The sequence below is a fragment of the Rhodopirellula sp. P2 genome, assembly GCF_028768465.1.
Taxonomy (GTDB): domain Bacteria; phylum Planctomycetota; class Planctomycetia; order Pirellulales; family Pirellulaceae; genus Rhodopirellula.
Genome location: NZ_CP118225.1, coordinates 5,149,587 through 5,175,728 on the forward strand (window position 1 = coordinate 5,149,587; position 26,142 = coordinate 5,175,728).

16 protein-coding genes and 1 pseudogene are annotated in these 26,142 nt (G+C 57.7%); 8 read left to right on the top strand and 9 right to left on the bottom strand.

All coding sequences use genetic code 11. The features are described 5' to 3' along the window. Nucleotides 1-91: 91 nt before the first annotated feature. From PSR62_RS18225 to PSR62_RS18240, 4 genes are all read right to left on the bottom strand, one after another. Complete coding sequence (locus PSR62_RS18225; protein ID WP_274404432.1) at nucleotides 92-538, bottom strand: EamA family transporter; 447 nt, start codon at nucleotides 536-538, stop codon at nucleotides 92-94. Nucleotides 539-694: 156 nt separating this feature from the next. Beyond that, nucleotides 695-2,164: a sulfatase family protein gene (locus tag PSR62_RS18230; protein ID WP_274404433.1), complete on the bottom strand. Its 1,470-nt coding sequence runs from the start codon at nucleotides 2,162-2,164 to the stop codon at nucleotides 695-697. 144 nt (nucleotides 2,165-2,308) lie between these two features. Further along, nucleotides 2,309-3,658 (bottom strand): sigma-54-dependent transcriptional regulator, encoded by a 1,350-nt coding sequence (locus PSR62_RS18235; protein WP_274408251.1) that lies wholly within the window; start codon nucleotides 3,656-3,658, stop codon nucleotides 2,309-2,311. A 10-nt stretch (nucleotides 3,659-3,668) separates the two neighbouring features. Beyond that, nucleotides 3,669-5,687: a sensor histidine kinase gene (locus tag PSR62_RS18240; protein WP_274404434.1), complete on the bottom strand. Its 2,019-nt coding sequence runs from the start codon at nucleotides 5,685-5,687 to the stop codon at nucleotides 3,669-3,671. 169 nt (nucleotides 5,688-5,856) lie between these two features. Here PSR62_RS18240 and lpxB point away from each other — a divergent pair, with 169 nt between their 5' ends. The 5 genes from lpxB (at nucleotide 5,857) to PSR62_RS18265 (ending at nucleotide 11,008) form a co-directional block, all read left to right on the top strand. After that, complete coding sequence (gene lpxB, locus PSR62_RS18245) at nucleotides 5,857-7,110, top strand: lipid-A-disaccharide synthase (RefSeq protein WP_274404435.1); 1,254 nt, start codon at nucleotides 5,857-5,859, stop codon at nucleotides 7,108-7,110. A gap of 50 nt (nucleotides 7,111-7,160) precedes the next feature. Beyond that, nucleotides 7,161-7,961 carry a hypothetical protein gene (locus tag PSR62_RS18250; RefSeq protein WP_274404436.1) on the top strand — a complete coding sequence of 267 codons (801 nt, stop codon included), beginning with the start codon at nucleotides 7,161-7,163 and terminating at the stop codon, nucleotides 7,959-7,961. A gap of 165 nt (nucleotides 7,962-8,126) precedes the next feature. Continuing rightward, a complete protein-coding gene (locus PSR62_RS18255) occupies nucleotides 8,127-8,858 on the top strand; it encodes a hypothetical protein (RefSeq protein ID WP_443217290.1) in 732 nt (243 codons plus the stop codon). Nucleotides 8,859-9,029: 171 nt separating this feature from the next. Then, nucleotides 9,030-10,454, top strand: a complete 1,425-nt coding sequence (gene lpdA / locus PSR62_RS18260) for a dihydrolipoyl dehydrogenase (protein WP_274404438.1) — start codon at nucleotides 9,030-9,032, stop codon at nucleotides 10,452-10,454. Further along, nucleotides 10,451-11,008: a phosphatidylglycerophosphatase and protein-tyrosine phosphatase 1 family protein gene (locus tag PSR62_RS18265; protein ID WP_274404439.1), complete on the top strand. Its 558-nt coding sequence runs from the start codon at nucleotides 10,451-10,453 to the stop codon at nucleotides 11,006-11,008. Before lpdA ends, PSR62_RS18265 begins: the two co-directional genes overlap by 4 nt. A 528-nt stretch (nucleotides 11,009-11,536) precedes the next feature. Here PSR62_RS18265 and PSR62_RS18270 read toward each other — a convergent pair. Beyond that, the gene (locus tag PSR62_RS18270) at nucleotides 11,537-14,818 is read right to left on the bottom strand and encodes a PVC-type heme-binding CxxCH protein (protein WP_274404440.1); all 3,282 of its coding nucleotides are present in this window, start codon (nucleotides 14,816-14,818) and stop codon (nucleotides 11,537-11,539) included. A 26-nt stretch (nucleotides 14,819-14,844) separates the two neighbouring features. On the opposite strand from PSR62_RS18270, the gene PSR62_RS18275 reads away from it, so the two are divergent. Next, nucleotides 14,845-15,834: a rhomboid family intramembrane serine protease gene (locus PSR62_RS18275; RefSeq protein WP_274404441.1), complete on the top strand. Its 990-nt coding sequence runs from the start codon at nucleotides 14,845-14,847 to the stop codon at nucleotides 15,832-15,834. A 294-nt stretch (nucleotides 15,835-16,128) separates the two neighbouring features. Beyond that, nucleotides 16,129-17,424, top strand: a pseudogene (locus PSR62_RS18280) (sulfatase); the annotation flags it as partial. 144 nt (nucleotides 17,425-17,568) lie between these two features. Here PSR62_RS18280 and PSR62_RS18285 read toward each other — a convergent pair. From PSR62_RS18285 to PSR62_RS18295, 3 genes are all read right to left on the bottom strand, one after another. Beyond that, a complete protein-coding gene (locus PSR62_RS18285) occupies nucleotides 17,569-18,495 on the bottom strand; it encodes a family 16 glycosylhydrolase (protein ID WP_338020222.1) in 927 nt (308 codons plus the stop codon). Between the two features lie 314 nt (nucleotides 18,496-18,809). Further along, the gene (locus PSR62_RS18290) at nucleotides 18,810-20,039 is read right to left on the bottom strand and encodes an alpha/beta hydrolase family protein (RefSeq protein ID WP_274404442.1); all 1,230 of its coding nucleotides are present in this window, start codon (nucleotides 20,037-20,039) and stop codon (nucleotides 18,810-18,812) included. Nucleotides 20,040-20,394: 355 nt separating this feature from the next. Further along, entirely contained in the window at nucleotides 20,395-20,853 is a 459-nt protein-coding gene (locus PSR62_RS18295) for a hypothetical protein (RefSeq protein WP_274404443.1), read from the bottom strand. A gap of 852 nt (nucleotides 20,854-21,705) precedes the next feature. On the opposite strand from PSR62_RS18295, the gene PSR62_RS18300 reads away from it, so the two are divergent. Continuing rightward, nucleotides 21,706-23,163, top strand: a complete 1,458-nt coding sequence (locus PSR62_RS18300) for a sulfatase family protein (RefSeq protein ID WP_274408253.1) — start codon at nucleotides 21,706-21,708, stop codon at nucleotides 23,161-23,163. Nucleotides 23,164-24,654: 1,491 nt separating this feature from the next. Here the strand turns inward: PSR62_RS18300 and PSR62_RS18305 are convergent. Next, a complete protein-coding gene (locus tag PSR62_RS18305; RefSeq protein WP_274404444.1) occupies nucleotides 24,655-26,088 on the bottom strand; it encodes a DUF1501 domain-containing protein in 1,434 nt (477 codons plus the stop codon). Nucleotides 26,089-26,142 lie beyond the last annotated feature (54 nt).

Here is a 26,142-nt window from a genome sequence, read left to right on the forward strand (position 1 = left end):
GAGACATTGCGGAGGGCTGGATTGTGCGCACCACTCGGACACGACCTTCATTCGAGCGTTGGCCAGGCGAGTCGACGCGATCGAGTGTCTCTCAATCAGCAACCGCGACCAAAATGGCGCCAGCCGAAATGAGTAGCACACCGAGCGTTGCCAACATCGACAACCGCTCATTCAGAAACAGAAACGCAATGATCGCCACCAAGACCACGCTCATCTTGTCGATGCTCGCCACCTGCCCGGCCTTGCCAAGATCAAGTGCCCGAAAGTAGCAAATCCAGCTCGCGCCCGTTGCCAGTCCCGACAACACCAAGAAACCAACCGACCGCCGTGACAACGAGCGAACGATTGAAAATTGCCCGCTAAGAAACAACAGACTGGAAACAAAAACCAAGATCACGATTGTCCGCACAAAGGTGGCCACGTCCGGTGGCACGCCCTTCACACCCAGCTTGGCAAACACCGCCGTGAGCGCCGCCGCCAGTGCCGACAACACCGCCCAGAACTGCCAACTGGACACCAAAGTTTGAAACACATTCATGCGGGGTTGCCAAAAGAAACATCGATCATTTCGACTTAGCAGAACGGCCAGGGCCCAACCTGTCAAAAGCTCGGCCCTGAGACCCGCAGGCGAAACGCAAATCGCCAATCACGCCGGCCCCTACAAACGCCTCCTGTTCAATCAGACGCCCCCCATTCATCGTGGGCCGAATCGACCCGAGGTCGGCGAAATTCCAAATCGATGTTCGCCCGCCTTGGCCGCTCGGTGAGTTTCAACCGTGTCTTGCTCCGCCCCTGGATCCCCTTGCGATTTCATCCATCGATCCAGCTCGTCACTGAGCTCGTGACGGACTCCGGCCAAACTTGAATCCTCGATCAAGTTGTTCATCTCATAGGGATCGCTGGCCAGATCGTAAAGCTCCTCCTTGGGACGCAACTGGTACCGCTGAATCAGCCGCAGAATCTCGGGCTGGTCAAAGCATTGGTACACCCACGTTTGCCAGTACTTGTTGTTCAGCTCCCCCTTGCCCTTGACGCCCATCAAGTGCTTTTCGATGTACAGGTTCTCGTTCTGCAAATTGCGAATGTAGTGGTACCGGCCATCGGTGATCGATCGAATGGGATAGGGCGGTCCCTCGGGAACATTGTTGTGAGTCCCATAGGCATATTCGCGATGCACATCGCTCTCACCGCGAAGCACACCGGCGAAGCTGGATCCATCAAACGCCTCGGGGCGAGGTTCCGCCCCTGCGATGTCCATCAACATCGGCAACACATCCGCGTACTGCACCAGTGCATCCGTCCTCGTTCCTGCGGCAACGACGCCGGGCCACTTCACAATCAACCCTGTGTGCACGCCCGTGTTGTAGTTCGTCCATTTGTTGCCGGGGAACTGCGAGCCTTGCTCGGAGGTGAACAACACCATCGTCTCCTCTGTCTTTCCAACCGCATCCACCTCGCTCATGATTTGCCCGAACTGGCCATCCATGTAAGTGATCTCCGCCAAGTAGCGACCGAACGCGGACCGGGTCTCCGGCGTGTCGCCAATGTTGGGCGGTAACTTCAGCTTTCCAGGCGGATACGCACTGGCGTCACCCATCACCCAAGGCACATGCGGTTCCACCAACGCAACCACCAAGCAAAACGGCTGAGCGTCATCGCGATCCATGAACTCACGAATGGAATCGAGCTGCATCGGTCGAGTCGGATTTCGGACGCAGTTCTTGTCGCAACCATCCACCACCTCGAACGGAAACGCCGACTCAGGTGAGACATGAACCTTGCCGGCCAACCCCACCCGATACCCCTGCCGCGAAAGATGCTGCGGCATGCTCTCAATGTCACTGCGACTGGCGGAGTGGTTCCAGTTGCAACCGTTCCGCATCGGGTACAACCCCGAATACAGCTCCGCACGGCAGGGCTGGCAAATCGCCTCGGCCAGGAACGCTCGATCGAACGTCAGGCCCTGCTTGGCGAGCTCTTCCAAGTGAGGCGTTTTCGCGTTCTCGCCCCCGTACATGGGCAGGTCGTTGTACGTGCAATCGTCCGCCATGACGATCAGGACATTCGGACGCGATGTGTCGGCCGACGCCACCCTTCCCAGCCAGTACAGCTGAAACGCGAACAGCAAACAAGCGATGGCAATGGTTCTAAGAGCGAATTGCATGGAAACCGGACAGCGAGGGGATGATTGCGGACATGACGCCAGCAAACCTTTTTTGCGGCGGCGCAAATATCTTAACCTCAACAGCCCGTGTCAACCAAATCCAAGCAAACTCGCCCGATCCGTTGGCCCGAACCCAACCTCAAATCACGCTGCTTCGGCGGCTTCGGACGCGGCGTTCAATTTGTTGTAGAGCGTCTTCAGCGAGACGCCCAGCTCTTCCGCCACGGCCTTTTTATTACCGCTGTGACGAGTCATCGAACGCTCAATCGCCAACTGCTCAATCTCCCGCATCGTCATCGGAGCGGAATCAGCCAAGTCGGCACGAAGCTGACGTCGCGCAAAGTGCTGAGGCAAATGCTCGACATCGATTGGCAAGGCGTCACACAGCACCGAAGCGTGCTCGATCACGTTGGCCAGTTCTCGCACATTGCCCGGCCATTGATGAGCCTGCAGTTCAGACATCGCAGCTTCGGTGAACAACTGACCGTCGCCGCCATCGGCGCGGTGCCGCCGCAGCAAGTGCTCAGCCAAGGCCGGCAAATCGTCGATGCGATCGCGAAGCGCCGGCAGTTGCAATTCAAACGTGTTGATGCGGAACATCAAATCTTCGCGGAACGTGCCTTCACTCACCATCTTTTCCAGATCCCGGTGAGTCGCGCAGACCACTCGGACATCCACCTTGATGCTCTGATTGTCGCCGAGTCGGCGGATGTCACCGGTTTCCAAAACGCGAAGCAACTTGGCTTGGACGGCCAATGGCAACTCGCCAACTTCATCCAAGAACAGCGTGCCGCCACTGGCAACTTCGAACAATCCCATGCGTCCCGAGTCCGCTCCTGTGAACGCACCTTTGACGTGCCCGAACAGTTCACTTTCGATCAAGGTTTCTGGCAGTGCACCGCAGTTGATCGCAACGAATGGTTGTTCGCTTCGCAGGCTTTCATCTGCGATCGCACGAGCGACCAATTCCTTGCCGCATCCCGTTTCGCCACGAATCAACACGGTCGATTCAGTGGGCGCCACCTTCGCGATCAGTTTGCGAACCGCGTGCATCGACTGGTTCTCACCAATCAAATTGGAATCACCTTCGGCCCGCTGCAGTCGATGACGCAGCGCGGCCACCAATCGATTCCACTCACGGCGTTCGCTGACGCGTCCCATCAAGGCCGAGATATCCGCCAATCGACAGGGCTTCATCAAGTAGTCAAACGTGCCGTGACGAAGGGCTTCGATCGCAGTCTCTTGGCTGGGTTTGCCCGTCATCACGACCGCTTCGATTTCGGGTCGGATTTCGCGTGCGCGAGCAATCACATCGATCCCGCTCATCCCCGGCATATCGAGGTCGACCAACAAGCAATCGATCGGTTCTTTGGACAACACTTCGACGGCGGTTTCGCCGTCCGGGCACACGGTCACGCGATACCCCATCCGCGGCAGTTCCGTGCCCATCAACTTTTGCAATTGAGGCTCGTCGTCCGCGAATAGAATGTGCATGCCGTCAGGCTTAGGCTGCTTGGGTTTGCTGGGCATCTTGGAATTTCCAACTTTCGTACGCGGGGGAGGTGACTTCTTCGGTGATCGCGGCAACGGGCAATCGCAATTCAAATTCGCTGCCTTGGTTTTCGCCTTCGCTGCGAGCGACCAATTGACCGCCGTGCTGACAAACGATTCGGTGCGAAATACTGAGGCCCAATCCGGTGCCGGTGCCATCACGACGGCGGGTGAAGAATGGCTCGAACAGATGAGCTTGGACCTCGGCGGACATCCCGCACCCAGTGTCCTTCACTCGAACGTTCGACATTTTCAGACCTTGGCTGATGAAGATGTCGACGCTGCCGTCGCAATCCACACTTTCCAACGCGTTGGTCACCAGGTTCAAAATGACTTGGCGAATTTCTTGATCGTTGGCATACACCGTTGCCGAATCGTCGCCGAACAAGCGAACAGATTGGCATTTGTACTTGCCCAACGTCCCGACCATTTCGATCACGTCGTTGACCAAGGGAACGATGTCAAATTCGGTTTTCTCGACTTGCCCCATTCGACTGAACAACAACATCTTTTCGATGATCGACTTGCAGCGGAACGCTTCGCCTTCGATGCGTTGCAGGTTCTCACGCCAGTTCTCGGTCATCTCGCCATCAAGCAAACGCTCGTCGTCGGGCAACATCATCAAGTCATTCATGCGTGACTCAATCGCCTCCGCACTCCAAGCGATCGCCGCCATTGGATTGTTGATTTCGTGAGCAAAACCAGCAGCCAAAAAACCGACTCCGGCCAATTGCTCGTTGCGAATCACTTCTTGCGAGCGAACCTTGACCTCCTGGTCCAATTCGTCGCACATTTTTTCAATGTGCGCCAAACTATTTTGAAAGCGATCCGTCATCTCATTCAAAATCACGGCGAGCTCACCTAGTTCGTCTCCGGTGCCCAGGTCGATGCGATGCTCGAACTGGCCGCGAGCGACCAAGCGGGCACCGATGACCAAGTTATTGAACGGTGCCAGCACACTGGTCTGAAAGATCCAAACCATCACCCCCGCAATCACCATCGCAGCCGCGAAGGCGATCCAAGCGACGCCGATGCCGAGCCGATAGCGGCTCTTCACGTGGTCGCTGAACGCTGCCATTTGGCTGTGAATCAAAACCAAGTGAGCGCGAGTTTCGCCGACCAAGCTTTCCAGTCGTTCATCGAGCTTGTTGCGGCTGGTTTGCCGGTCGATGACCAAGTAGTCCAGGTTGTGCTGGTTGTCTCGAATCTCGTTGAGGATCTCGCGAACCGTGCCCAACGACGCGTGCTGCGTCTCCGGGTTGATCAACGTGGCACCGGCTTCCACATCTTGCGGTTGCTCAACCTTCACCTTCACCATCGTCGCGTAGGTTTCGAGGGCGCGATCGAGTTCGCTGATCGTTTCCCGGAATGTCTCGTTCTCCAACTGCAGATCGGAGTGGGGCATTCCAAATGCGTTGATCATCGTCGCCTGAGCTCGCATCTGACACAGTCGCGTGTTGCTGTCTCGAGCCTTTGCCGCGGCTTGGGCCATTTGCGTTGCCATCGGCAACTCTTTCGCTCGCGAACTGATCGCGTCGGCCAAGTTCCGGTATTGGTACAACCCCAGAATCCCCACACCGCCCAGCGTGATCACCAACGCGACCAGAACCAGCGTACCAGTCAGCAACTTGCCCTGAATCGATGTCAGCTTGGGGAACTTCCCTCGGGGCGCCAAACGCCAGACTCCCGAGTCAGTGCGGAAGCGACGCTTTCGGGTGGACCACTTTGCCGCAGTTTTTTCGGCGGAGTATTCCTGCCCGTCGCCGCGATTTTGCGGGGAGGGAGCGTCTCCGACGGTAAACAGTGAATCGCCTGACTCGGAATCGTCGGAGCCATTCGACGCCGACTCGTTGGGCGAGATCGGAATGGTCGCCCCGTCGGCGGAGAGTTCGTCCGTTTCGGAGCCAAAGAGAGGCGCCGGAGGTTGCGTTGCAGCAAGACTGCCCGCCTCATGAGGTCTGTTTTTTCGCATCCGAATCGGCATCCTTGACCACTACGGTGTGAAACATCCTGTTCAACCTTTCGAAGCGTATCGCCGGCGTCCCGGAGTGGCAAGAGCGGATCGAACTTGCGTTGCAGAAGGGTGATTTTCTATACCTCCATCCTGAACTTTGCTCCACGATCGCCGGGGACCGTCACACGTGACCAAGACCATCTTTTTTTCCGTCGGAGAACCGAGCGGCGACCAACACGCCGCTCGACTGATTCGCCAATTGACGAATCCAGGTGGGCTCGCGATCCGAAACGATGAACGAATCATCTGCCGCGGCTTTGGCGGCCCATCCATGCTGGCCGCGGGCTGTCGCGTTGACCTGGATCTGACCCGGCACGCTGTCGTGGGAATTGTAGAAGTCCTCCCCAAAATCCGCGAATTCTTCCGGTTCGCTGACCAGGCCGAAGCCATCTTCCGCTCCGGTTCCGTGGACTCCGTCGTCCTGGTCGACTTCCCGGGTTTCAATTGGCACATCGCCAAACGAGCCAAGAAGTACGGCATTCCCGTTCACTACTATTGCCCGCCGCAACTGTGGGCCTGGGGTGCATGGCGAGTCCACAAAATGAAACGCACCGTCGATCATGTCGTCGCGGTGCTGCCGGTCGAAGAGTCGTTCTTCAACCAGCACGCCATTCCTGTCAGCTTGGTTGGGCATCCATTCTTCGACGCTGTCCAGGAACAGCAACTCGACACCGCAGTGATGCGACGTTTCCACCAGCAAACCCAATCGGGCGAGCGAATTGTGGCCGTCCTGCCAGGATCCCGCGACCACGAAGTCCGCTCGAATTTCCCGATCCAGCTCGAGACCATTCGCCGCCTGCACCGCGAATTGAGCGAAACGGGTGAGACCGTGCGTTTCGCCGTCGCTGCCTACCGTGACAAGCAATGCCTCTGGTGCCGCGAACAGCTCACCGAAAACGACACCGACCTTCCGATTGACTTTTACGTGGACTGCACCTCGGAAATCATTGAAGCATCCCACTGTGCGATGATGGTCAGCGGCAGTGTCAGCCTCGAACTGCTGGCTCGCGAAACACCCGCCGCAGTGATTTACCGAGTCGGTCGCGTGCTGCATGCGGTCGGCAAACGCGTCCTCAAGATCGACAGCGTCACGCTTCCGAACCTGATGGCCGGGCGAAAACTCTACCCCGAGTTCATCTCGGTCGGCGACCCAGCCCCGGCGATCGATTTCTTGACTGAAACCATGCGAGCGATGCTGCAGGACAGCTTTTACTACGCAAAAATCCGACGCGATCTGCAGCAGTTGCGTGAACAGCACGCGAGCCCGGGAGCTTCCGCCCGAGCTGCAGAGCTGCTGCGATCCAGGCTATTTCCAGTGTCCGGCGTGGCACCAGAAAAGAATTCTCACACAGCGCAAACCCAAACACGACGAGCTGCGTAACAGCCCGGGTCCATCTCTTCCCGCGGTCCCCTTTTCGTATCCACGCCGAAATGAACCAGCCTGAATCGTCCAAGTCGTTGTTTTTGGGCGGTGCCGCCAAAGCCACCGCCGCCAATCGCGAACGGGATGTTCCCAAAATGGGAGCGGAAGCAGGCTACGAAGCGGTTGTCGTCGAAGAGGTCGCTCCCGTTCGCATCAGTGCGTTCATCGGCTTTTTCATCGCAATCACCAGCTTCACCGCGGCCGTCGGCAAGCCGATGCTGGTCCTGCCGATCCTCGCGATCGCATTTTGCTTGTTCGCATTGCGAAAACACACCGGGACTGCCAAACCAGTCGGGACCACCGTTGCCAGAATTGGACTCGTCCTGGCCTGCCTGTTTGGAGCGACCGGCTTTTTTGTCCACTACCTGAAGTACCGCACACTCGGCGACCAAGCCGTCTACTTCGCCCAGGAATACCTGGAACTGGCCGCCAACGGCGAAGAAGCCTTGGCACTGGAACTGCAAAAGTCAGCTCCCAACCGCCAAGTCTCCACGATGAAACTGGACGCTGCCTACGAGCTCGACCAATCTGCTCAAGAGCAACTCGACAACTTCCGCGGTGGGGCTTACGCCGACGTCCAAAAGGTCGGCCCCGACGTCAAATGGGAACTCGATCGCCGCCCTCGCGTGTTTCAGAAATATGGTCGTGAAAAGGTCGACACGTACTGGCGAGACCCCTCCGGAAGCTTCTCTGGCGTGATCCAAATTGAAATGCAATGGAACCCAGCCAAGGACGATGAAGCCGCTGACTGGCAGGTGACGCTGTTCCAAGTCGAACGCGAATTGCTGGTCGCCCCCTCCGTCCTTTAGCGACGGCCTGAATCTCTCCTGAAACGTCGCGTAACTTTGGGATGCCGTGCTCGCAACATCTCGCAGAACCCCGCCGGTTGAAAACGAGAGGGGGCGGAAAACGAACCTTTTGCTCGAAATCCCGGACGCATTGAGGGAACCAGGATGAATTGGGGTGGCGTCCAAATGCCGGCAGTGCTTACGACCAAGCATCAGGTCGTCTTCCTAGCCGCTTGCCCTTTGACGTTCACTATGCCAGCTCGATCCACCGCTCTCATTTGCACCGTTTCATCGTTGCTGATTTCCGGATTGCTCCTGACCACCCAAACCGGTTGTTTGGGCTTGATGTCCAACCTGATGCATGCCGTCGGTGCTGACCAAGTGCCTGCGGAATGTGAACTGCTCAAGGACTCCAAGGTTGCCGTGGTGACCTTCACCGACCGCAGCCAGTACAGCGAAGACATCGCCGCACGAACCCTCTCTCGAAAAGTCAGCGACATTCTGCTGAACAAAATCAAAGACATTCGCCTGGTTCGCGAAGATGAAATCCAAGAATACCGCGACACCCATGGCTGGGAAAACTCGGACTTCTTGGACATCGGCAAAGGCGTCGAAGCCGACAAAGTCTTGGCAATCGAACTGTCCGGAATGAAACTTCGCGAAGGAGCGACGCTGTATCGCGGATCCGCCGCCGTGTCCTTGACCGTTCTCGATGTGGCCACCGAAACCGTTGTCTTCCGGAAAGAGATCGACGAATTCATGTACCCGGCAACGGCAGGACAATACACCAGCGAAACAACCGAATCGAAGTTCCGCAAACTGTACCTGCAGATGCTTGCCGAACGAATTGGACGCGTCTTCCATCCGTATGATTTCGCGGACACCATTGCGATGGACGGCAAAATCGCCAGCCAGTGAGCCACACCGCTGGCTATCGGAATTTTTGTCACCGTCGGTGACGGACCGACCGCAGCAGACGCCCCGCTGTTTCAGTAAAGCCAAGGCGCTCCGGTCGACAAACTGCTTTGCGTATCTGACAATTCATCCTGATTTGCCACGATTCTCGACCCGCACTCCAACTCAATTGCTATGAAAACGGCTCGTCACGAACTCGTCATTTTGGGCGGTGGCCCAGCCGGTTACGTCGCTGCCATTCGCGCAGCTCAACTGGGCATCGACGTTGCCTGCATCGACGACAACCCTCGCTTCGGCGGGACCTGTGTCCGAGTCGGTTGCATTCCCAGCAAGGCGTTGTTGGAATCGAGCCACTTGTACGAAGAAGCCCAGCACAAATTTGCGGACCACGGGCTGAACGTCGGCAAGCTGGAGTTGGACCTCGGCGTGATGATGAAACGCAAAGAGAAAATTGTCGAATCGCTGACCGGCGGCATCGACATGCTGTTCGACCGCCGTGGCGTGACCGCTTATCACGGCCGAGGCATCCTCCGCGACGCCGAAACCGTCGAAATCACCCCCAGCGAAGGGGCGACTGACGACCAACCGACCTTGGTCACCGCCGATCAAATCATGCTCTGCCCCGGCAGTGTGCCCGCCCAACTGCCGTTCGTCGAAGAAGACGGCGATCGCATCGGCAACAGCACCACCGCACTCTCCTTTCCCGAAGTGCCAGAAGAACTGGTCGTCATCGGCGGCGGCTACATCGGCTTGGAACTGGGCAGCGTCTGGAATCGACTGGGCAGCCACGTTGTTGTCCTGGAAGCCTTTGATCGCATCATGCCAGGGCTCGACAAAGAGATGGCCACCTTGGCTCATCGCAGCTTCAAAAAACAAGGCATGGACATTCGCACCGGAACGTTTGTCGCCTCCGCCAAAGTCGTTCCCAAACCGGGCGACAAGAAACCCTGTGTCGTTGAAATCAAAGACGGCGATCCAATTCGCTGCGACCGCGTCCTGCTCGCGACCGGGCGTGCTCCCGCGACCAAGAACTTGGGCCTTGAAAACGCAGGCGTGAAATTGGACGAGCGTGGCTTCATCCAAGTCAACCATCAGTTCGAAACGTCGGTCCCAGGCATCTATGCCATTGGCGATTGCATCGGCGGCGCAATGCTGGCTCACAAAGCCATGGAAGAGGGCGTCGTCTGCGTCGAACAAATGGCCGGCATCGCTTCAGAAATGAACTACGAAGTCATCCCCGCGATCGTCTTCACCCATCCCGAAATCGCGATGGTCGGCAAGACCGAAGAAGAACTGAAGGAAGCCGGCATCGAATACAAAAAGGGCGTTTGCCCTCTGGGTGCCAACGGACGCGCCCGGACGCTGGGTGACATCGACGGCCGCGTCAAAGTCCTGGCGGACGCCACGACAGACCGAGTCCTCGGCGTTCACATCATCGGCCCGCGTGCTGGCGACATGATCGCGGAAGCCGCTGCGGCCATGGAATTTGGTGCCAGCAGCGAAGACATCGTGCACACCTGCCACGCTCACCCGACGTTGTCCGAAGCGGTTCACGAAGCCGCCATGGCCATCGACGACCGAGCGATTCACACGGCGTGAGCGGGTCCATTGCATCCGGCTGGCTGAGAAGGCTGTACGCCCGCGTCGTGTTCCTCCCGACGCTGTGGTGGAACATGCTGCTCGGGCGAGTCCTCAAAGTCCGCAATTGGTTTGACTGGATCGATCCCTTGGTGATCGTTGGAGCCCGGCCGTTCGCTCGCGATGTCGAGGAATTGGCAAAGCTCAACGTCGGCGGAGTCGTCAACACCTGCGAAGAGTACTGTGGCCCAGTCGAGGAGTACGCCAAGCACGGCATCGAGCAGCTGCACCTTCCGATCACGGACTTCACGCACCCCAGTCTTCAGGACGTCACGACTGGAGTCGCCTTCGTCCAACGCCATGTTGAAAACGGCAAAGCGGTCTACATCCACTGCAAAGCCGGCCGTGCTCGCAGTGCCACCATCGCCATCTGCTGGTTGATCGCTCACAAAGGCATGACGCCCGACGAAGCCCAAGCCTGGCTGCTGAAAAAGCGACCGCACATCAACCCGCGACTGACGCAGCGACCGGTGGTTCAACAGTTCGCTCGCGAGTTTCAAACGTCGACGAAATGACCGTGCGATGAGTCGAACAGTTGTCTTCAACTGTTCCGTCGGGCAACACTCAATCGCCAAGCCACGTCGCACCCCAGTTCACTCCAACCCCTTCGCGTCACGCTGCACGACGACATCGAACCTACCACGCAAACATTTGGGGACAAATGTTCTACTCTGCTGCGACTTGATCCAACCAAGCGAGAGATCTCAAGCCATTTCGGAAATGCCTCCCTCTGTCGCGCCATAGAATGACGGGCTCCTTCCGTTTTCTCGATTCAATGGAGCCCAACGTGTTCATTCGCATCGCCTGCCAATCAAGCTTGCTTGCTGCTGCCATCAGTGCTGTCGTTCCCAGGATCTGCTTGTGCCGAAGATGGGATCGACACTCGGTCGAAGTTGACCGTGCAGGTCGTCTTCGAACTCAGCGACACCGAGTTCGAGAACGAGTGTTCTGCTCAACGCAATCCGAGGGTAGCGAAACTCGTCAAGAGTTTCGTTGATTGCGGGAAAACCGAAAGTCTTGACGACTTCCGCTACGACGGGAACCTACCTCTCTGTCGGCGACGCCACCTGGGTTGGACTCTGCAGGTATCCGATCAAGTCAACCACCTGCTGTTCCGTCATCGGTTGCAACAAACCGCTTGGCATCGGTGATTGCTCGGTCACGGCCTCCTGCTCAATGTCGTCGTGGGCCAACACCCATGTCTGATCCGCGGCGACAATCGTGGTCGTTTGACGTGTTCGCTGGGTGACCAACCCAACCAACAACCTGCCATCGACGGTGACAATTTTCGTCGCACGATAATCCGCCCCAACCACCGAATCGGGGTCGATGATGTTGTGCAGCAGATATCCGAGATCGCTCCGCTGAGCCCCGGTTAAATCAGGGCCGACTTTGCCACCGGTTCCAAACAATTGGTGACAATTCGCACACGCCGATTGAAACAAGGCTCGCCCGGCGGACAAGTCAGCGTGGCTCAACTGTTCACGCGTCAACGTTGTCGACCAACGCGAGATCTCTGCCTTCCGATCGTCTGGCGTGTCACGAATCCTCCCCCAAACGCTTTCGACTCGCTCGGTCAATTCGTCGTTCTCAAGCGACAGAATCGTCCGCACATGAGATGCGGTCAAAACATCCTTGGATTGTTTCTTCTGCTCGATCGCTGTCAGCAACACATCCGCGAAAACGGCTCTCGAACACAGCAAACCAATCACGCCCGCTCGCCGCGGCGCCCGGAACCGATTCAGGTTTTCCAGCAACAAACTTCCGACTTCCGGTAGCTCGATCGTCGACAACGCCGGAGCCAACTTCGCGTTGACACGTGGGTCCTTGATCAGAGGCATTGCCAACCGAACGATGTAGGAATCGGGAATGGCATCATCACCTCCACTGGCTTCGATCAACCCGCGGACCGCTGCCAAACGTTCCAACACGTCGGCGTCCCGGTCACCGGCGACCGCCGCCATCTCTCCGACACTTTGGCCTTCGCCGAACAACGTGTTCAATTTCCGAAGCGTCTCGGCGTGCTTGGTTTGCAACTCTTCGTGAGCCGACAACACGGCTTGGAAATCGCTCCAGTCCTCTGGTCGATTAGCCTTTCGAACTCCCACGATTCCCGCTGCCACTCCGTCCAAAAACGCATCCGCGCACGCCACGTTGGCTTTGCCATCCAAGTCGTGATCACCTCGAAGCCGTCGTGTCACCGACGTCACCAAACGCGAAAACTCCTTCGGATGCTGGTCGACTCGTTCCGCCAAGGCTCGTGAAATCAGTCGTGTGGTCGTCGGGATTTGGCACTGCTCACCGCCGAAGAGCAACTCGTCGGGATGCTTCTCTGCACTTGACATCAGCCCGTACCAAATCATCAGCCCTTGGTTGTGATCGTTCGCGTCCTCGATGCCCGAATCCAACTCGGTCAAGAAATCCGCCAACTCTCCTCGCAACCCCAACGGCAAACGCTGCAGAATCGACGCGAGCGTCAAACGCACCGAAGCAACATCGGCTTCCGCATGCGTCAGGAAGTCACTTGAAAACGCACGGTATTCATCCCTGACCTGCTCTTCGGCGGCCTTGCCCGCGGCCGTCGGCCCGAACACATCGTCGATTGGCCAGTGCTGCGTCATCAATCGAAAGCACCACGAACGAACGTGCGGCGACGGATCGGCAACACCTTCGAACAACGTTTTCCGAGTCAATCCACCGGAAACGTTCAGCGTCCAAAGCATTCGCAACCGCTGCTGCGGATCGGTTGAATCGTGATCCTTGAACAGTTTCAACAACGCTGCATTCAATTCGCTTGCGTCCGCGCCGCCGGCAACCGCTTCTGCCACCTGCAACCGAGACTGGTGCGAGAACCAACGATCGCCACCGAGCTGGAACGCGATCGTTTGCTCAACGTCGATTCCAGGTTCGTTCAGCCTTGCCAAGCGATCAGCGACATCGTCGGGCGTCCCCACTTCGTAACGAATCTGAAAGATGCGACCGCTGGACCGGTGAACTCCCGAGTGTTCATGACACTCGCCCAAATCAGCCCAGTCCAAAACAATCACGTTGCCATCCGGGCCAGCGGACATTTCCATTCCGCGGAACCAAACGTCACCGCTGAGGAAGAAGTCTTTCTCGTGCTTCCCGACATAGCCGGTTCCGTGTGGCTCCAATCGTTCACGGTTGGCTCGGCGGCCATGAAAATTCAACGTGTACAAATCGTCTTGGTATTCGGTCGGCCATGTCGACTCTTGATAAATCATCATGCCAACGTGAGCGTGCCCGCCGCCGTAATCGTTCGCCGCTCCATCGCGTGAGTCTTGCCATTTGCCGGAGGTGTCAAAGTGGTAATGATCAGCGTGCTGATCGATCAGCTCGTAGGCATTGGGGTTCGGATCCAACGTGAATGGCCGGTGAAAGTGCGCACCATGGATTCCGTGCCACAAATGACCGTTGACCGTGTTGATGAAAAACAACTCGCCGTTGCGATCAAAGTCATGTCCCCAAGGGTTGGTGGTGCCATGACACAGCACTTCGAAGTGACGCGTGTCCACGTTGTAGCGCCAAATGCCACCTTCAAGTGCCGTTCGCTCCGCATCGGGAGTTCCCGGCAATCCAATTCGTCCCGGACACGAACCGCCACAACGTCCGTACAGCCAACCGTCTGGCCCGAACCGCAACCCATTGGCCAAATTGTGATAGTTCTGCTTTGCAATCGTGAACCCATCTAAAACGACCTGGGGATCCGAATCCGGAATTGCGTCGCCGTTCGCGTCTGGCACGAACAACAATTGCGGCGGGCACATCAACCACACTCCGCCCCGCCCCACTTCGACACTGGTCAAATGCTGAACCGAATCCAAAAACACAGATCGTGACTCGGCGACTCCGTCAAGATTCGTGTCTTTGAACACCAGCACTCGGTCGCGTTGATCATCCCGCCAGGACACGCCACGCATGCCGTAGGTGTAATTTTCCGCAACCCACAACTGCCCCCTCCGGTCCCACGCTAAATCGATGGGATTCTGGACGTCTGGTTCGCTCGCGAAAACAGTGGCTGAGAACCCCGCTGGCATTTCGATCGCGTCGGCGGCCTCCTGCGGCGACAACAGCGGCGGCCCGGCGAGCTTGCCTTCCGCGTCCAATTCTGCGAGAGGTTCCGTGTTGATCGGCGAGGGAAACTCATCGGCGGACGCAGGTGAACGAACGACCAGGCTCGCCAGCAAGGCCACTACCCACACCACCCCGCGTGTTTGGTGGAACGGCACCGCTGACCGACGTCCGTTCCATTGCGTCCCCACCCGTGCAAATTTCGCGAGATCAACGTAGAACATGGAAGTCATTTTCGTTTCGAACAAGAAAGATTGATATGCGGCGTATCGGCAATTTTTCCGATGCCAAATTGGCGGACCAATTCAGCGACTATCTGCAGACCCAGAGAATCCCTGCGAAAGTCGACCACGACGAAAACTCACATGATATCTGGATTCGCGACGAGAAAGATGTCGCCGCGGCTCGAGAAGCCATGGAAGAGTTCAAACAGTCGCCCGGTGCGGCCAAATTCAACGTTTCCGCCGAAGCCGCTCGCTTGCGAAAAGAAGACGAAGCGGAAAAGCAGCGGAAGCTGGCACTGCAAAAGAAGTCGCAGCAGAAACTGCGTAGCTCATCAGGGGCGTTTGGAGGCCGAACCGCCATGTCCGGCAACATCCCCGTCGTCATCGGCATGATTGTGGTGTGTGGCGTGATCAGCTACGCCACCAACTTCGCGCAGCCCAAACCGCTTCGCGATCTGCCCGACCAAATGACGATGGAAGGCTGGGAACGTGGCGATTACTTTTCGTTCGAACAGAAACTGTTCTTCGGCCTGACCCTGGCGGGCGAGGTCGATTACAAAAAGACGGATGACCCGTGGGTATCGATCAAGAAAGGTGAGGTTTGGCGTTTGATCACGCCTGCCTTCCTGCACGGTTCCCCCATGCACCTGGTCTTCAACATGATGGCCCTGTTCACACTGGGCAGTGTCGTCGAACGCCTGCACGGATCGCGGTTCATCGCGGGACTGCTACTGATTTCACATCTCGTCGGAACGATCGTTCAAGTCGTCCTGCCCGATTGGCTGGAAGGCCCGATGGCGATCGGAGCATCCGGAGCGGTGTTCGGCGTCTTTGGATTCATCTGGATTCGGCCCAAATTCAACCCGTCCTATCCAGTCGGCATCCCGCCCTTCAATGTCTACCTGATGCTCGGATTCATGTTCGCGTGCATGACGCCGCTGATCCAAGGCATCGCCAACGGCGCCCACGTCGGCGGCCTTCTGACCGGCATGGCCATCGCCGCCCTGGCCCCCAAAAGCATCTGACGAACCGATCGTCCATCTCCCAAGTAGGCCGGATCAAGCCGCTTCGGCGCTGCTCCGGCAGCCGAACGGAGACCGACCGCTGGCCAGGGACAACGTCTCCCGAACGGTTCAGCTAAACTCGTGGGCAAACTCCCATGCCCCGATTCGTCTCTCGATTGCCCCCAGGTGACCAGGTTGCTTTCGTTCCCACCGAAGCTCGCTTCCAATTGCATCACTGCGACAACCAAACTGCTCGGCTCGCTCGCACTCTCACTGATCTTCCTCTGCCCAGCACGCGGCGAAGAACGCCCCAACGTGCTGCTGATCATCGCCGACGACCTGAACTGCGCAATCGGTCCTTACGGTGATCCCAATGCCATCACGCCCAACCTGGATGCCCTCGCGGACCGTGGGCTGGTGTTTGACCGTGCCTACTGCCAACAAGCCGTCTGCAATCCCTCACGATCGTCGTTCTTGACTGGACTGCGTCCCGCGACCGTGGGCGTCGATGACCTCCGCAAGAGCTTTCGCCAAACCGCTCCCAACGGCACCTCGCTGGTCACGCTGCCGCAACACTTCAAAAACCATGGCTACTTCTGCCAAGACATTGGCAAGATCTTCCACAACATGGGAGACACCCAAGACCGCGACTCTTGGTCGATGGACGAAGTCTTCCATCAAGGAACCCACGCCGCCGACACGGTGCACTCCAACACGCCGCTCGCCCTGCGTGCTCGCCAATTGAAAAAGGCACCTGTGACGGAAGCCCTCGACGTACCCGACACCGCCTACCGCGATGGCCAAATCGCTCGCTTGGCAGCCTCCGTCATCCGCGACTACCCCGACAACTCGGCTCCCTTCTTTCTGGGCGTTGGTTTTTGGCGTCCGCATCTGCCATTTGTGGCCCCCAAGAAATACTGGGACCTCTACGATCCCAAGCAGATTTCGGGCCCCGTCTTGAAAACGAAACCAATCGACGCGCCAGAAATCGCCATGCACGCGTCACGAGAAGTGCATGGTTACGATGGAGTTCCCAAACAAGGCAATCTAGCACCAGAGCTTGAGCAACACCTTCGCCACGGCTACTACGCATCCATCAGCTTCCTCGATGCCCAACTCGGCCTGATCTTGGATGCACTCGACGAGAGCGAGCACCGCGACAACACCGTTGTCGCCTTTGTCTCCGATCATGGTTTCCACATCGGCGAAAAAACACTGTGGGGCAAAACCAGCAACTTCGAACTGGATGCTCGGGTTCCCATGATCATCGCCGACCCGCGTGCCAGTCAAACGAATCGCCGAACCAATTGCCTGACCGAGTTGATTGATCTCTACCCAACTTTGACCACTCTCGCGGGGATTGGCGACGACCTGCCAAAGAGCCTCGAAGGCACCGACGTCTCATCACTACTCGCGAACCCGAACCAAACGCTCAAGAATGCGGCCTTCACCCGCCACCAACATCCCTTCTACGCGCCTCGAGAAAAGTGGACCGCCTGGGGGCATTCTGTTCGCACGTCGGATTGGCGATACACGCAGTGGAGATCGATCCAGGACGATCAACTGATTGCCGAAGAACTCTACGACCACCGGACCGACTCAAACGAAAGTCAAAACGTGCTGGAACAATACCCCGAAATCGCCCGCGAGCTTGCCAAACAACTCGCCAATCATCCCGCATCTTCTTCAGGTGCCCGATCGGATCGAGATCCATTCCCTCACTCTCCATCGAAAGCCCCGATCGCCCAACACCATTCACTCTTCGAGTTCCCAAACCCGCACGTAATCGACTTCCATTGTGGTGGGAAGTTCAGTGGCTTGATGAGCAACATTGGCCCGCAAACGATTGTCCGCAAACACCGCAAACGGTGCACGCAGCCCAAGCGAAATTGCCACGTTCATTTCTCGAGCCCAGTAGACGTTCTTCTTGCGTCCCACTTCAACTCCATCCACATACCAAACAATCTCCTCGCGTCCCACACGGCATCCGTATGTGTGGAAATCTTCTCCTGGATCGAATGGTGCTTTGTATTCGTTTGCCTGGGTGTCTTGGAAGCGTTCATCATTCGGTCGTTGCCACCCTCGCCCAGCGATTCCCGGCTTGCCATTCGACACGATCGCGTGGAGGTTGTGATCCATGATCCGTCGATTCCCCTCGACTCGGTCTCCCCGCTGAGACAATTCCACGATGTCAATTTCGCTGTAGCGAACCTCGCCGGCTGATACGATCGAATCATCAATCTTGCTGTACAGCCAGAACGACGGGCACACTCCGGGGAACACCGACGATCCCTTGATCCTTGCTTCGTAATACCCATAGGTTCCAACCGCATACGACTTCAGCATGCCGGATGTGAACGGGGTGGGATTCCCACTTTGGTCCCGCAGCACATCGGTGGCTCCCGCTTTCGAATCCACACGCCGAACCGTCAGCGTGAGCACTCCGTTGGCCACTGTCGCGTTGGAATCGTTGTCCCACGTCCAGGCGCCAAAGTTCTCGGGACGCTTGTTCCACTTACGCCAATCGACCTCTTCGCCCTTGAAGTCATCCGAACGGTTCCACTTGATCACCCATTTTTCGCTCGCCTGCGCGGTCAGCGGCCTCGCATTCCGCTCGGATTGCGAAACGGCGGGAACGACCGGCAGAAGCAGCCAGAAAACCAAGGTGCAGATTCGCATCATGACAGGGCAACGCTCTCAAAAGGAAAGAAAAAAACACTCTTGATCAGCACAAGCTGATACCACGTGGAAACCGTTCGTCAATCACTTCGTCTTAGCAAAGTGGCGCAAGCCGACTGTTCATTGAGCCGCTTTTCAATCTCCCATGTGAGCCGTTTGGGCGTTAGCCCCGGTTCCTCCCATGTGAGCCGTTTGGGCGTTAGCCCCGGTTCCTCCCATGTGAGCCGTTTGGGCGTTAGCCCCGGTTCCTCTCATGTGAGCCGTTTGGGCGTTCGCCCCGGTTCCGTGAATGATCAAAGCCGTTTCCGACCGTTCCCCTAACGACTCAAATGCTGATCCGCGAACCTGAGATACTGGTCCCAATCGTACTCGGTGATGTTGTGGTCGCCCTCCCGCAAGTGATAACCGATGGTCGTGTGAATCGGTTGCCCCGGTGGAGGAGGGTCCGCCTGTTTCAACGCGGGCCGCCCCAAAAGCTCATAGACGGGACTGGCATGTTTCGCGGCCAAGTATTCCCCCTTGGGATCCGCCCAACGATCGTTCGTCGCACTGGCAACATACAACGGTCGAGGAGCCACGAGGGCCATCAGCATGTGCTGATCCACCGGCAAGGCGTCTTCTCGATGTTGGTACTGATGGTGATTGGTGCAAAACCAGTAACCAACCGGCTTGATCATGTGATGAATGCGTTCCCCAAAGCAACGTCGGTACAACGCCGCTCCACCGCAACCGGAATCATTGCTGATCACCATTGCGAATCGAGTGTCCTGAGCACCCGCCCAAAGGGCCGCCTTGCCCAATCGAGAATGCCCGAGGACCGCGATTCGCTTCGCATCGACACGAGGTTCCTTTTCCAAATGGTCCAACACTCGGGACAAACCCCAAGCCCAAGCGCCGATAGCCCCCCACTCCGTCGGCTCAGGTTTCGTCTGCCCCTCGCGATAGAACAACGGATGAATGCCGTCCGTGAAGTCATTGCGATAGTTGTCAGGATCAATCTGGTCGCGATGAACCGTCGCGAGTGCGTAACCACGATCAATGACCGCTTCCACTTGCCAACGACTGGCCGATGAACCGCGTTCCTTTCCCTGCCCTCGGTCCAAGATGTCAGGATCCGAATGCACCGTGTGGTTCCCATTGAAATTTAGACCGACAAACCCAGCCACTGGCCGCTCCGAGGCATTCGGGAGATACATCAGAATGTCAATCCGGTACGCTTCTTCCCCCAAAAACGCAGCCACCTGTTTTCGCGTGGCACGCCCGTCCAAGGCGTTTGGATCCGTCTCCATCACCTCATACCGCACCGACAATTCTTGAGGCGGCGTTTTCCCATACACCGATTCTTCAAACATCCGCAGCACTTGCCCACGCCGATGGGGCATCCATTCCTCTCGACCAACGGACTGCCCCGCATTGTCGATCAATGGATCTGGCAACTCGTATGCAGGCACTTTTGCCTCGTCATAATTGGTATCCGCGGGCTCTTTCCCGACCACGGCCGACGAGCAGACCGAAATCAGAATCACCATCTTCAGAACACGAAGCATCTTTCCCTCATCCGCGAAACACCAGAGACCGCTCGAGCAATCCAAACGCCGGCCAAAACACTCGCCATTCTACACGCAATCGACATCGCAGTGCCTCCGAGCCAATCCCGATCCGTCCCTCCGCCCAACACGCACGGATGCATTGGTGTCATCGAACATCAGCCCTTCGCCCGCGTCGCCCCCTTGCAAATGCAAGTCAGGCTGGATCATCGGCGTTCGGCTTTGTGCCAAAACACCAGATCAGAAGACGTGTCAAATCCATTCAACCTGTTTGAGCGACTGCGGCCATTCAGAGCGTCGAAGCGGTTCGGAATGAGGCAAAGAACCTCATCGAAGTCAGCAGCGATGAGAAATGTCACCGAATTTCTTGGCCACTCTGATTCAAGTCAGCACTCAGCGAGAACTCACGCAGACAGAACGCGACGATCATTGCAGGACAGATCAACGCAACCAACGCGTCGACCCAACCTGAGTGCGGCCAATTGAGAGACGCAAGGGTTGTTGGCGTTGCATTCGCCCCAACCACAAACCAAACGAGCGGAGTGGTGATCGAAAACAAAATCAACAAACCAATCAATGCTTGGAACGGCCGCACCCGATCACGTTTGTACCAGAGGAAGCAACCCACCGAGCCCATCAGCACGCCGCACCCCAACGGGAGCAACGCCAGTGCTGGCTGGCCATTGAATGCGAGTCCCCCCGCAACCGGAAGCATCCAAGCCGTTCCGCCCGCAACGCCTCCAAACCAACCACCAACCTGCCATTGAAAGCGGCGGGGGCCAACCAAAGCACGTTTCTTCAACACTAACTTCATCAATGGATCCTGTGGTGACACGTCTGAAATGCGATGCACTCCGCGAAAAGAAACGCCGGAATGGTCCCCCAAAGTGAGCGCAAGACTGGCACCCCCGCAAATTCGAGCAAAAAGAACGACGTGATCGCTGCGCCCCCAATCAAGGAGTACAAAATCGTCACAGAGTCTCTGTCAGGAAGTTTCATTCAATTGCAAAACAACGCCCGCGTGCGGGTATGGGAACTTGATTGCCGATGACGAAGTCGCTTCAGATCATCACCCGATTTTGTACCCTGCCGTGCATTTGCATAGAACGAATGTCGCCGATGGCATCGGCCAAAAGTCAGAGACTGCTGTCATGAATCATATCCAATCCCCGTTTCAAGCGTCAATGCATTGGGCGTGTTTTGACGGTGAACGCCAGCGCAACAAGGATACGAAGGTGGTCGTTCCCAACGCTCCGCATTCACTCCATCGTTACGCGAAGCTGGAGTTCGCAACTCACCTCTAAGATAGCAGGCCCGACAATGCTGGAGTTTGGAAGGTGGCTTTCACCTGATGCTATGGTTGGACTTTCTCGCCGCATGGGTTCCATGCGGTTGGGCTGGACTCAGTGCCCAGCGTCTTCGAATGAGTCTACCAAATACGACTCGTGTCGATCCGGGACGGGCTAAAAGCCCGGGAGGGGTGGCTGAATCCGGCGTGGTTGCTTCTGGTCATCATTCTTGGTGTTTATTCCTCGAAGCATCATTCAAGGGATGAAAGAACAGGGACGGCAAAGTTGTCTATGATGGCGGGCAAACTTGTTTCTTTGCCCTCGAAGGATTTGTGATGAGCCGGATGGTTGAGTTGTTTTGCTGCCGATTCGCGTCGATGGCCTGGGTGGTTTGCATGGCCGGGATGATGGTCACGGACGCTCGCTCCTGCCCTGCCGCTCAGCCGAATGTGGTGATGGTGCTGACCGACGACCAGGCCCCCTGGGCGTTTGCCGAGGCGGTTCGATCGGGGCAGTTCAATGACGTCCCGGTTCCCTCGACACCCAACATGGATCGATTGGCTGCCGAAGGAGCCGTCTTTCGGAATTTCTTCTGCACGACACCGGTTTGCAGCCCGGCTCGTGCGGCTTTGATGACGGGCCGCTACGCCAGCGAATTTGGGATCACCGATTTCATCCCGCAACCAGGCCACAAACTCTACGATCCCGACGCTCCAATTTATCTGGATCCTGACACCACCGTCACCTTCGCCGAAGTGCTTCAACGCCAGGGCTATCGCACCGGGTTGATCGGCAAGTGGCACTTGGGCGACTGGAGGGCACCGGAAGACCGTGACAAGCATCCGACCCGCCATGGCTTCGATTCGTTCATGGGCCTGACCGGCGGTGGGACCACTCCCGACAACCCGGAACTGGAACGGGATGGCAAAGTGCAACGATTCGAAGGCCTGACCACGGATATTTTGACCGATCATGCGATCAAATTTGTGGAGCAAAATGCAGACCAGCCATTCTTTCTGTGCTTGTCGACCCGAGCACCGCATGGCCGATGGTTGCCCGTCGCACCAGAAGACTGGGAACCTTATAACACGATGAATCCAACCATCCCGGAGTACCCCGGCCTGGATTCGAAGCGGGTTCGCAAGATGATGAAGGAGTACTTGGCCAGCACAACGGGCGTGGACCGCAACCTGGGACGCCTGCTGCGAACGCTGGATGATCAAGAGCTGACATCCAACACCATCGTGATCTTCACTTCGGACCACGGCTTCAACATGGGCCACAATGGAATTTGGCACAAAGGCAATGGGATCTGGGCAACGAAGCAGAAACCGCCAGGCAAGGTGCACCAAGGCACTCGCGTGATCTCGGACAAATATCGCCCCAATCTTTACGACCATTCATTGCGAGTGCCGGCGATCGTGAGATGGCCCGGCGTGGTGAAACCTCAAGCCGTGATCGAGCACACCGCGTCGCATTTGGATTGGTTCCCGACGCTGTGCGCCGTCGCGGGTAATGCGCCCGCAGCGAAAGGATTGATGGGGCGAGATCTGACACCGCTTCTGAAGGGCGAGTCACCGGCCGATTGGGACCAGGGTCTGTACACGGAGTACGACATGATTCGCTACGCGGTGGCGTCCCTGCGAGGCTACCGCACCCCGCGATACAAGCTGATTCGCGATCGACACAATGAGGGACGCGACGAATTCTATGACTTGCAGTCGGATCCTGGTGAACACCGCAACCTGATCCGGGAGCCTCCGTCGCAAGCGGCGATCAACGAGTTGGACGCGAAGCTCCGGGAAATGGAAGCGAAAGTGCAAGAACGCGGGTGAGCGACACCTGTCGCCGCTCCGCGGCTTTGTTGTTTCGGGGGTGTCGCACGAGACCTCGGGTTGAAACCCGAGGCTACCAGCTGTCACCGCTCCGCGGTTGGATTCGTTGACGCAGCACGCGGCCCCCAGGGCACGGATTCACCGGGGCACGCCTTCGCGGGTCCATGCATCCACCGCGCACCAGTCACGGAGTGACGGTAGTCGAAAGCCTTGGGTTTCAACCCAAGGTCACCAACGCCAGGACACGTCCACCAAGTCGCGGAGCGACGACATTTGGGAACGGGGTCGAACACCTGCCGCCGCTCCGCGGCTTTCCCGTTGCGGGGGTGTCGCACGAGACCTCGGGTTGAAACCCGAGGCTACCAGCTGTCACCGCTCCGCGGTTGGATTCGTTGACGCAGCACGCGTCCCCCGTGGTCCGCATTCACCGGGGCACGCCTTCACGGGTCCATGCATCCACCGCGCACCAGTCACGGAGTGACGGCAGTCGAAAGCCTTGGGTTTCAACCCAAGGTCACCAACGCCACGACACCTCCACCAAAGTCGCGGAGCGACGACATTTGCGAACGGGGTCGAACACCTGTCGCCGCGCCGCGGCTTTCCCGTTTCGGGGGTGTCGCACTTGACCTCGGGTTGAAACCCGAGGCTACCAGCTGTCACCGCTCCGCGGTTGGATTCGCTGACGCAGCACGCGTCCCCCGCGGTCCGCATTCACCGGGGCACGCATTCACGGATTCACCGGGGCACGCATTCACGGATCCACCGGGGCGAGCCGCGCACCAGTCACGGAGTGACGACAGCAGAAAGCCTTGGGTTTCAACCCAAGGTCACCAACGCCACGACACGTCCATCAAGTCGCGGAGCGACGACATTTGCGAACGGGGTCGAACACCTGTCGCCGCGCCGCGGCTTTCCCGTTGCGGGGGTGTCGCACGAGACCTCGGGTTGAAACCCGAGGCTACCAACTGTCACCGCTCCGCGGTTGGACTCGTTGACGCAGCACGCGTCCCCCGTGGTCCGCATTCACCGGGGCACGCCTTCACGGGTCCATGCATCCACCGCGCACCAGTCACGGAGTGACGGCAGTCGAAAGCCTTGGGTTTCAACCCAAGGTCACCAACGCCACGACACCTCCACCAAAGTCGCGGAGCGACGACATTTGCGAACGGGGTCGAACAGCTGTCGCCGCGCCGCGGCTTTCCCGTTTCGGGGGTGTCGCACTTGACCTCGGGTTGAAACCCGAGGCTACCAGCTGTCACCGCTCCGCGGTTGGATTCGTTGACGCAGCACGCGTCCCCCGTGGTCCGCATTCACCGGGGCACGCCTTCACGGGTCCATGCATCCACCGCGCACCAGTCACGGAGTGACGGCAGTCGAAAGCCTTGGGTTTCAACCCAAGGTCACCAACGCCAAGACACCTCCACCAAAGTCGCGGAGCGACGACATTTGCGAACGGCCAGAAAAAGGTACTTGCCCCCTTTTCCGCGCTGGCTACACCAAGAGGTCGTGCACGACCTGGGACGGTTCCACGCCGGTCAATTTGAAATCAAGCCCTTGATAGCGATGCGTGAATCGCTCGTGGTCGATCCCCAGCACGTGCAGTGCCGTGGCATGCAAGTCCCGGACGTGGACCGGATTTTCGACGACGTTGTAACTGAAGTCATCTGTTTGTCCGTAGCTGATTCCAGGTTTGATACCGGCACCTGCCATCCAGATCGTGAAGCATCGTGGGTGGTGATCGCGACCGGCTTCGGGTGAATCCCATTTGCCTTGTCCCGCGACACCGCGTCCAAATTCGCCGCCCCATATGATCAGAGTGTCATCCAGCAGACCGCGTTGTTTCAAATCTTTGACCAATGCTGCACTGGGTTGATCCGTATCGACACAGCGTGAAACGCACCAGGAACTGAGCCTGGAATGGTGATCCCAATCGGGATGGAACAATTGAATGAACCTCACATCTCGTTCCGCCAACCGACGGGCCAAGATGCAGTTGGCGGCATAACTGCCGGGACGCCGAGAATCCGGGCCGTACAACTCAAACGTGGCGTCGGACTCATCGCTCAGATCAGTCAGTTCTGGAATGCTAGTTTGCATTCGAAACGCCATCTCGTACTGCGAGATCCGGGTTTCGATTTCGGGATCCATGGTGTCCGCGTGATGGGAACGATTCAACGACGCCAACCCGTCCAGCATTTCGCGTCGCAATTCTCTCGGGAAGCCGTCCGGATCGTTCAGATAGAGCACCGGATCCTTGGCACTACGCAGCTTGACGCCTTGATGTTTGGACGGCAAAAAACCGCTGCCCCAATAGTGGTCATACAGCGGTTGATCGCTGGGACGTTTCATCTTTGAAATCAGCACCACGTAGTCGGGCAAATTCTGATTCATGCTGCCCAACCCGTAACTCGCCCAGGCACCAAAACCGGGGCGACCTGGCAGTTGGTGACCGGTCAGAAACTTGGTCATCGCTGGCGCGTGGTTGATCTCGTCCGTGACCATCGATTTGACAAAGCAAAGTTCATCGGAAATCGCACCGATGTGCGGCAGCCACTCGCCAATCAACCGGCCACATTCACCGTGACGATGAAACTTGGTGATCGCCGGCAGAATCAATTGCTTTTGATTCTTGGTCATGCCGGTCAGGCGTTGCCCCTGACGCACACTGTCGGGCAGCTCGGTGCCAGCCAGCTGGGGCAGGTTGGGTTTGTGATCGAACAATTCAATCTGAGACGGACCGCCCGACTGCGTCAGAAAGATCACCCGCTTGGCCTTGGGAGCGAAGTGCGGCAGGCTGGATTTCAACTCAGCGGCGGCCAACTCATCACCCAGCATGGCTCCGGCCGCCAAAGCACCGAAATTGAACCCGGCTTGAGCGAGGAAACTTCTTCTTCCGAGCTGCTGGTGGAATTCGTGTTGGTTCATTGGAATCGAAGTGTTTTGGGTGACGTGGTTTGGGGGGTGTCTTCATGCGGGCCG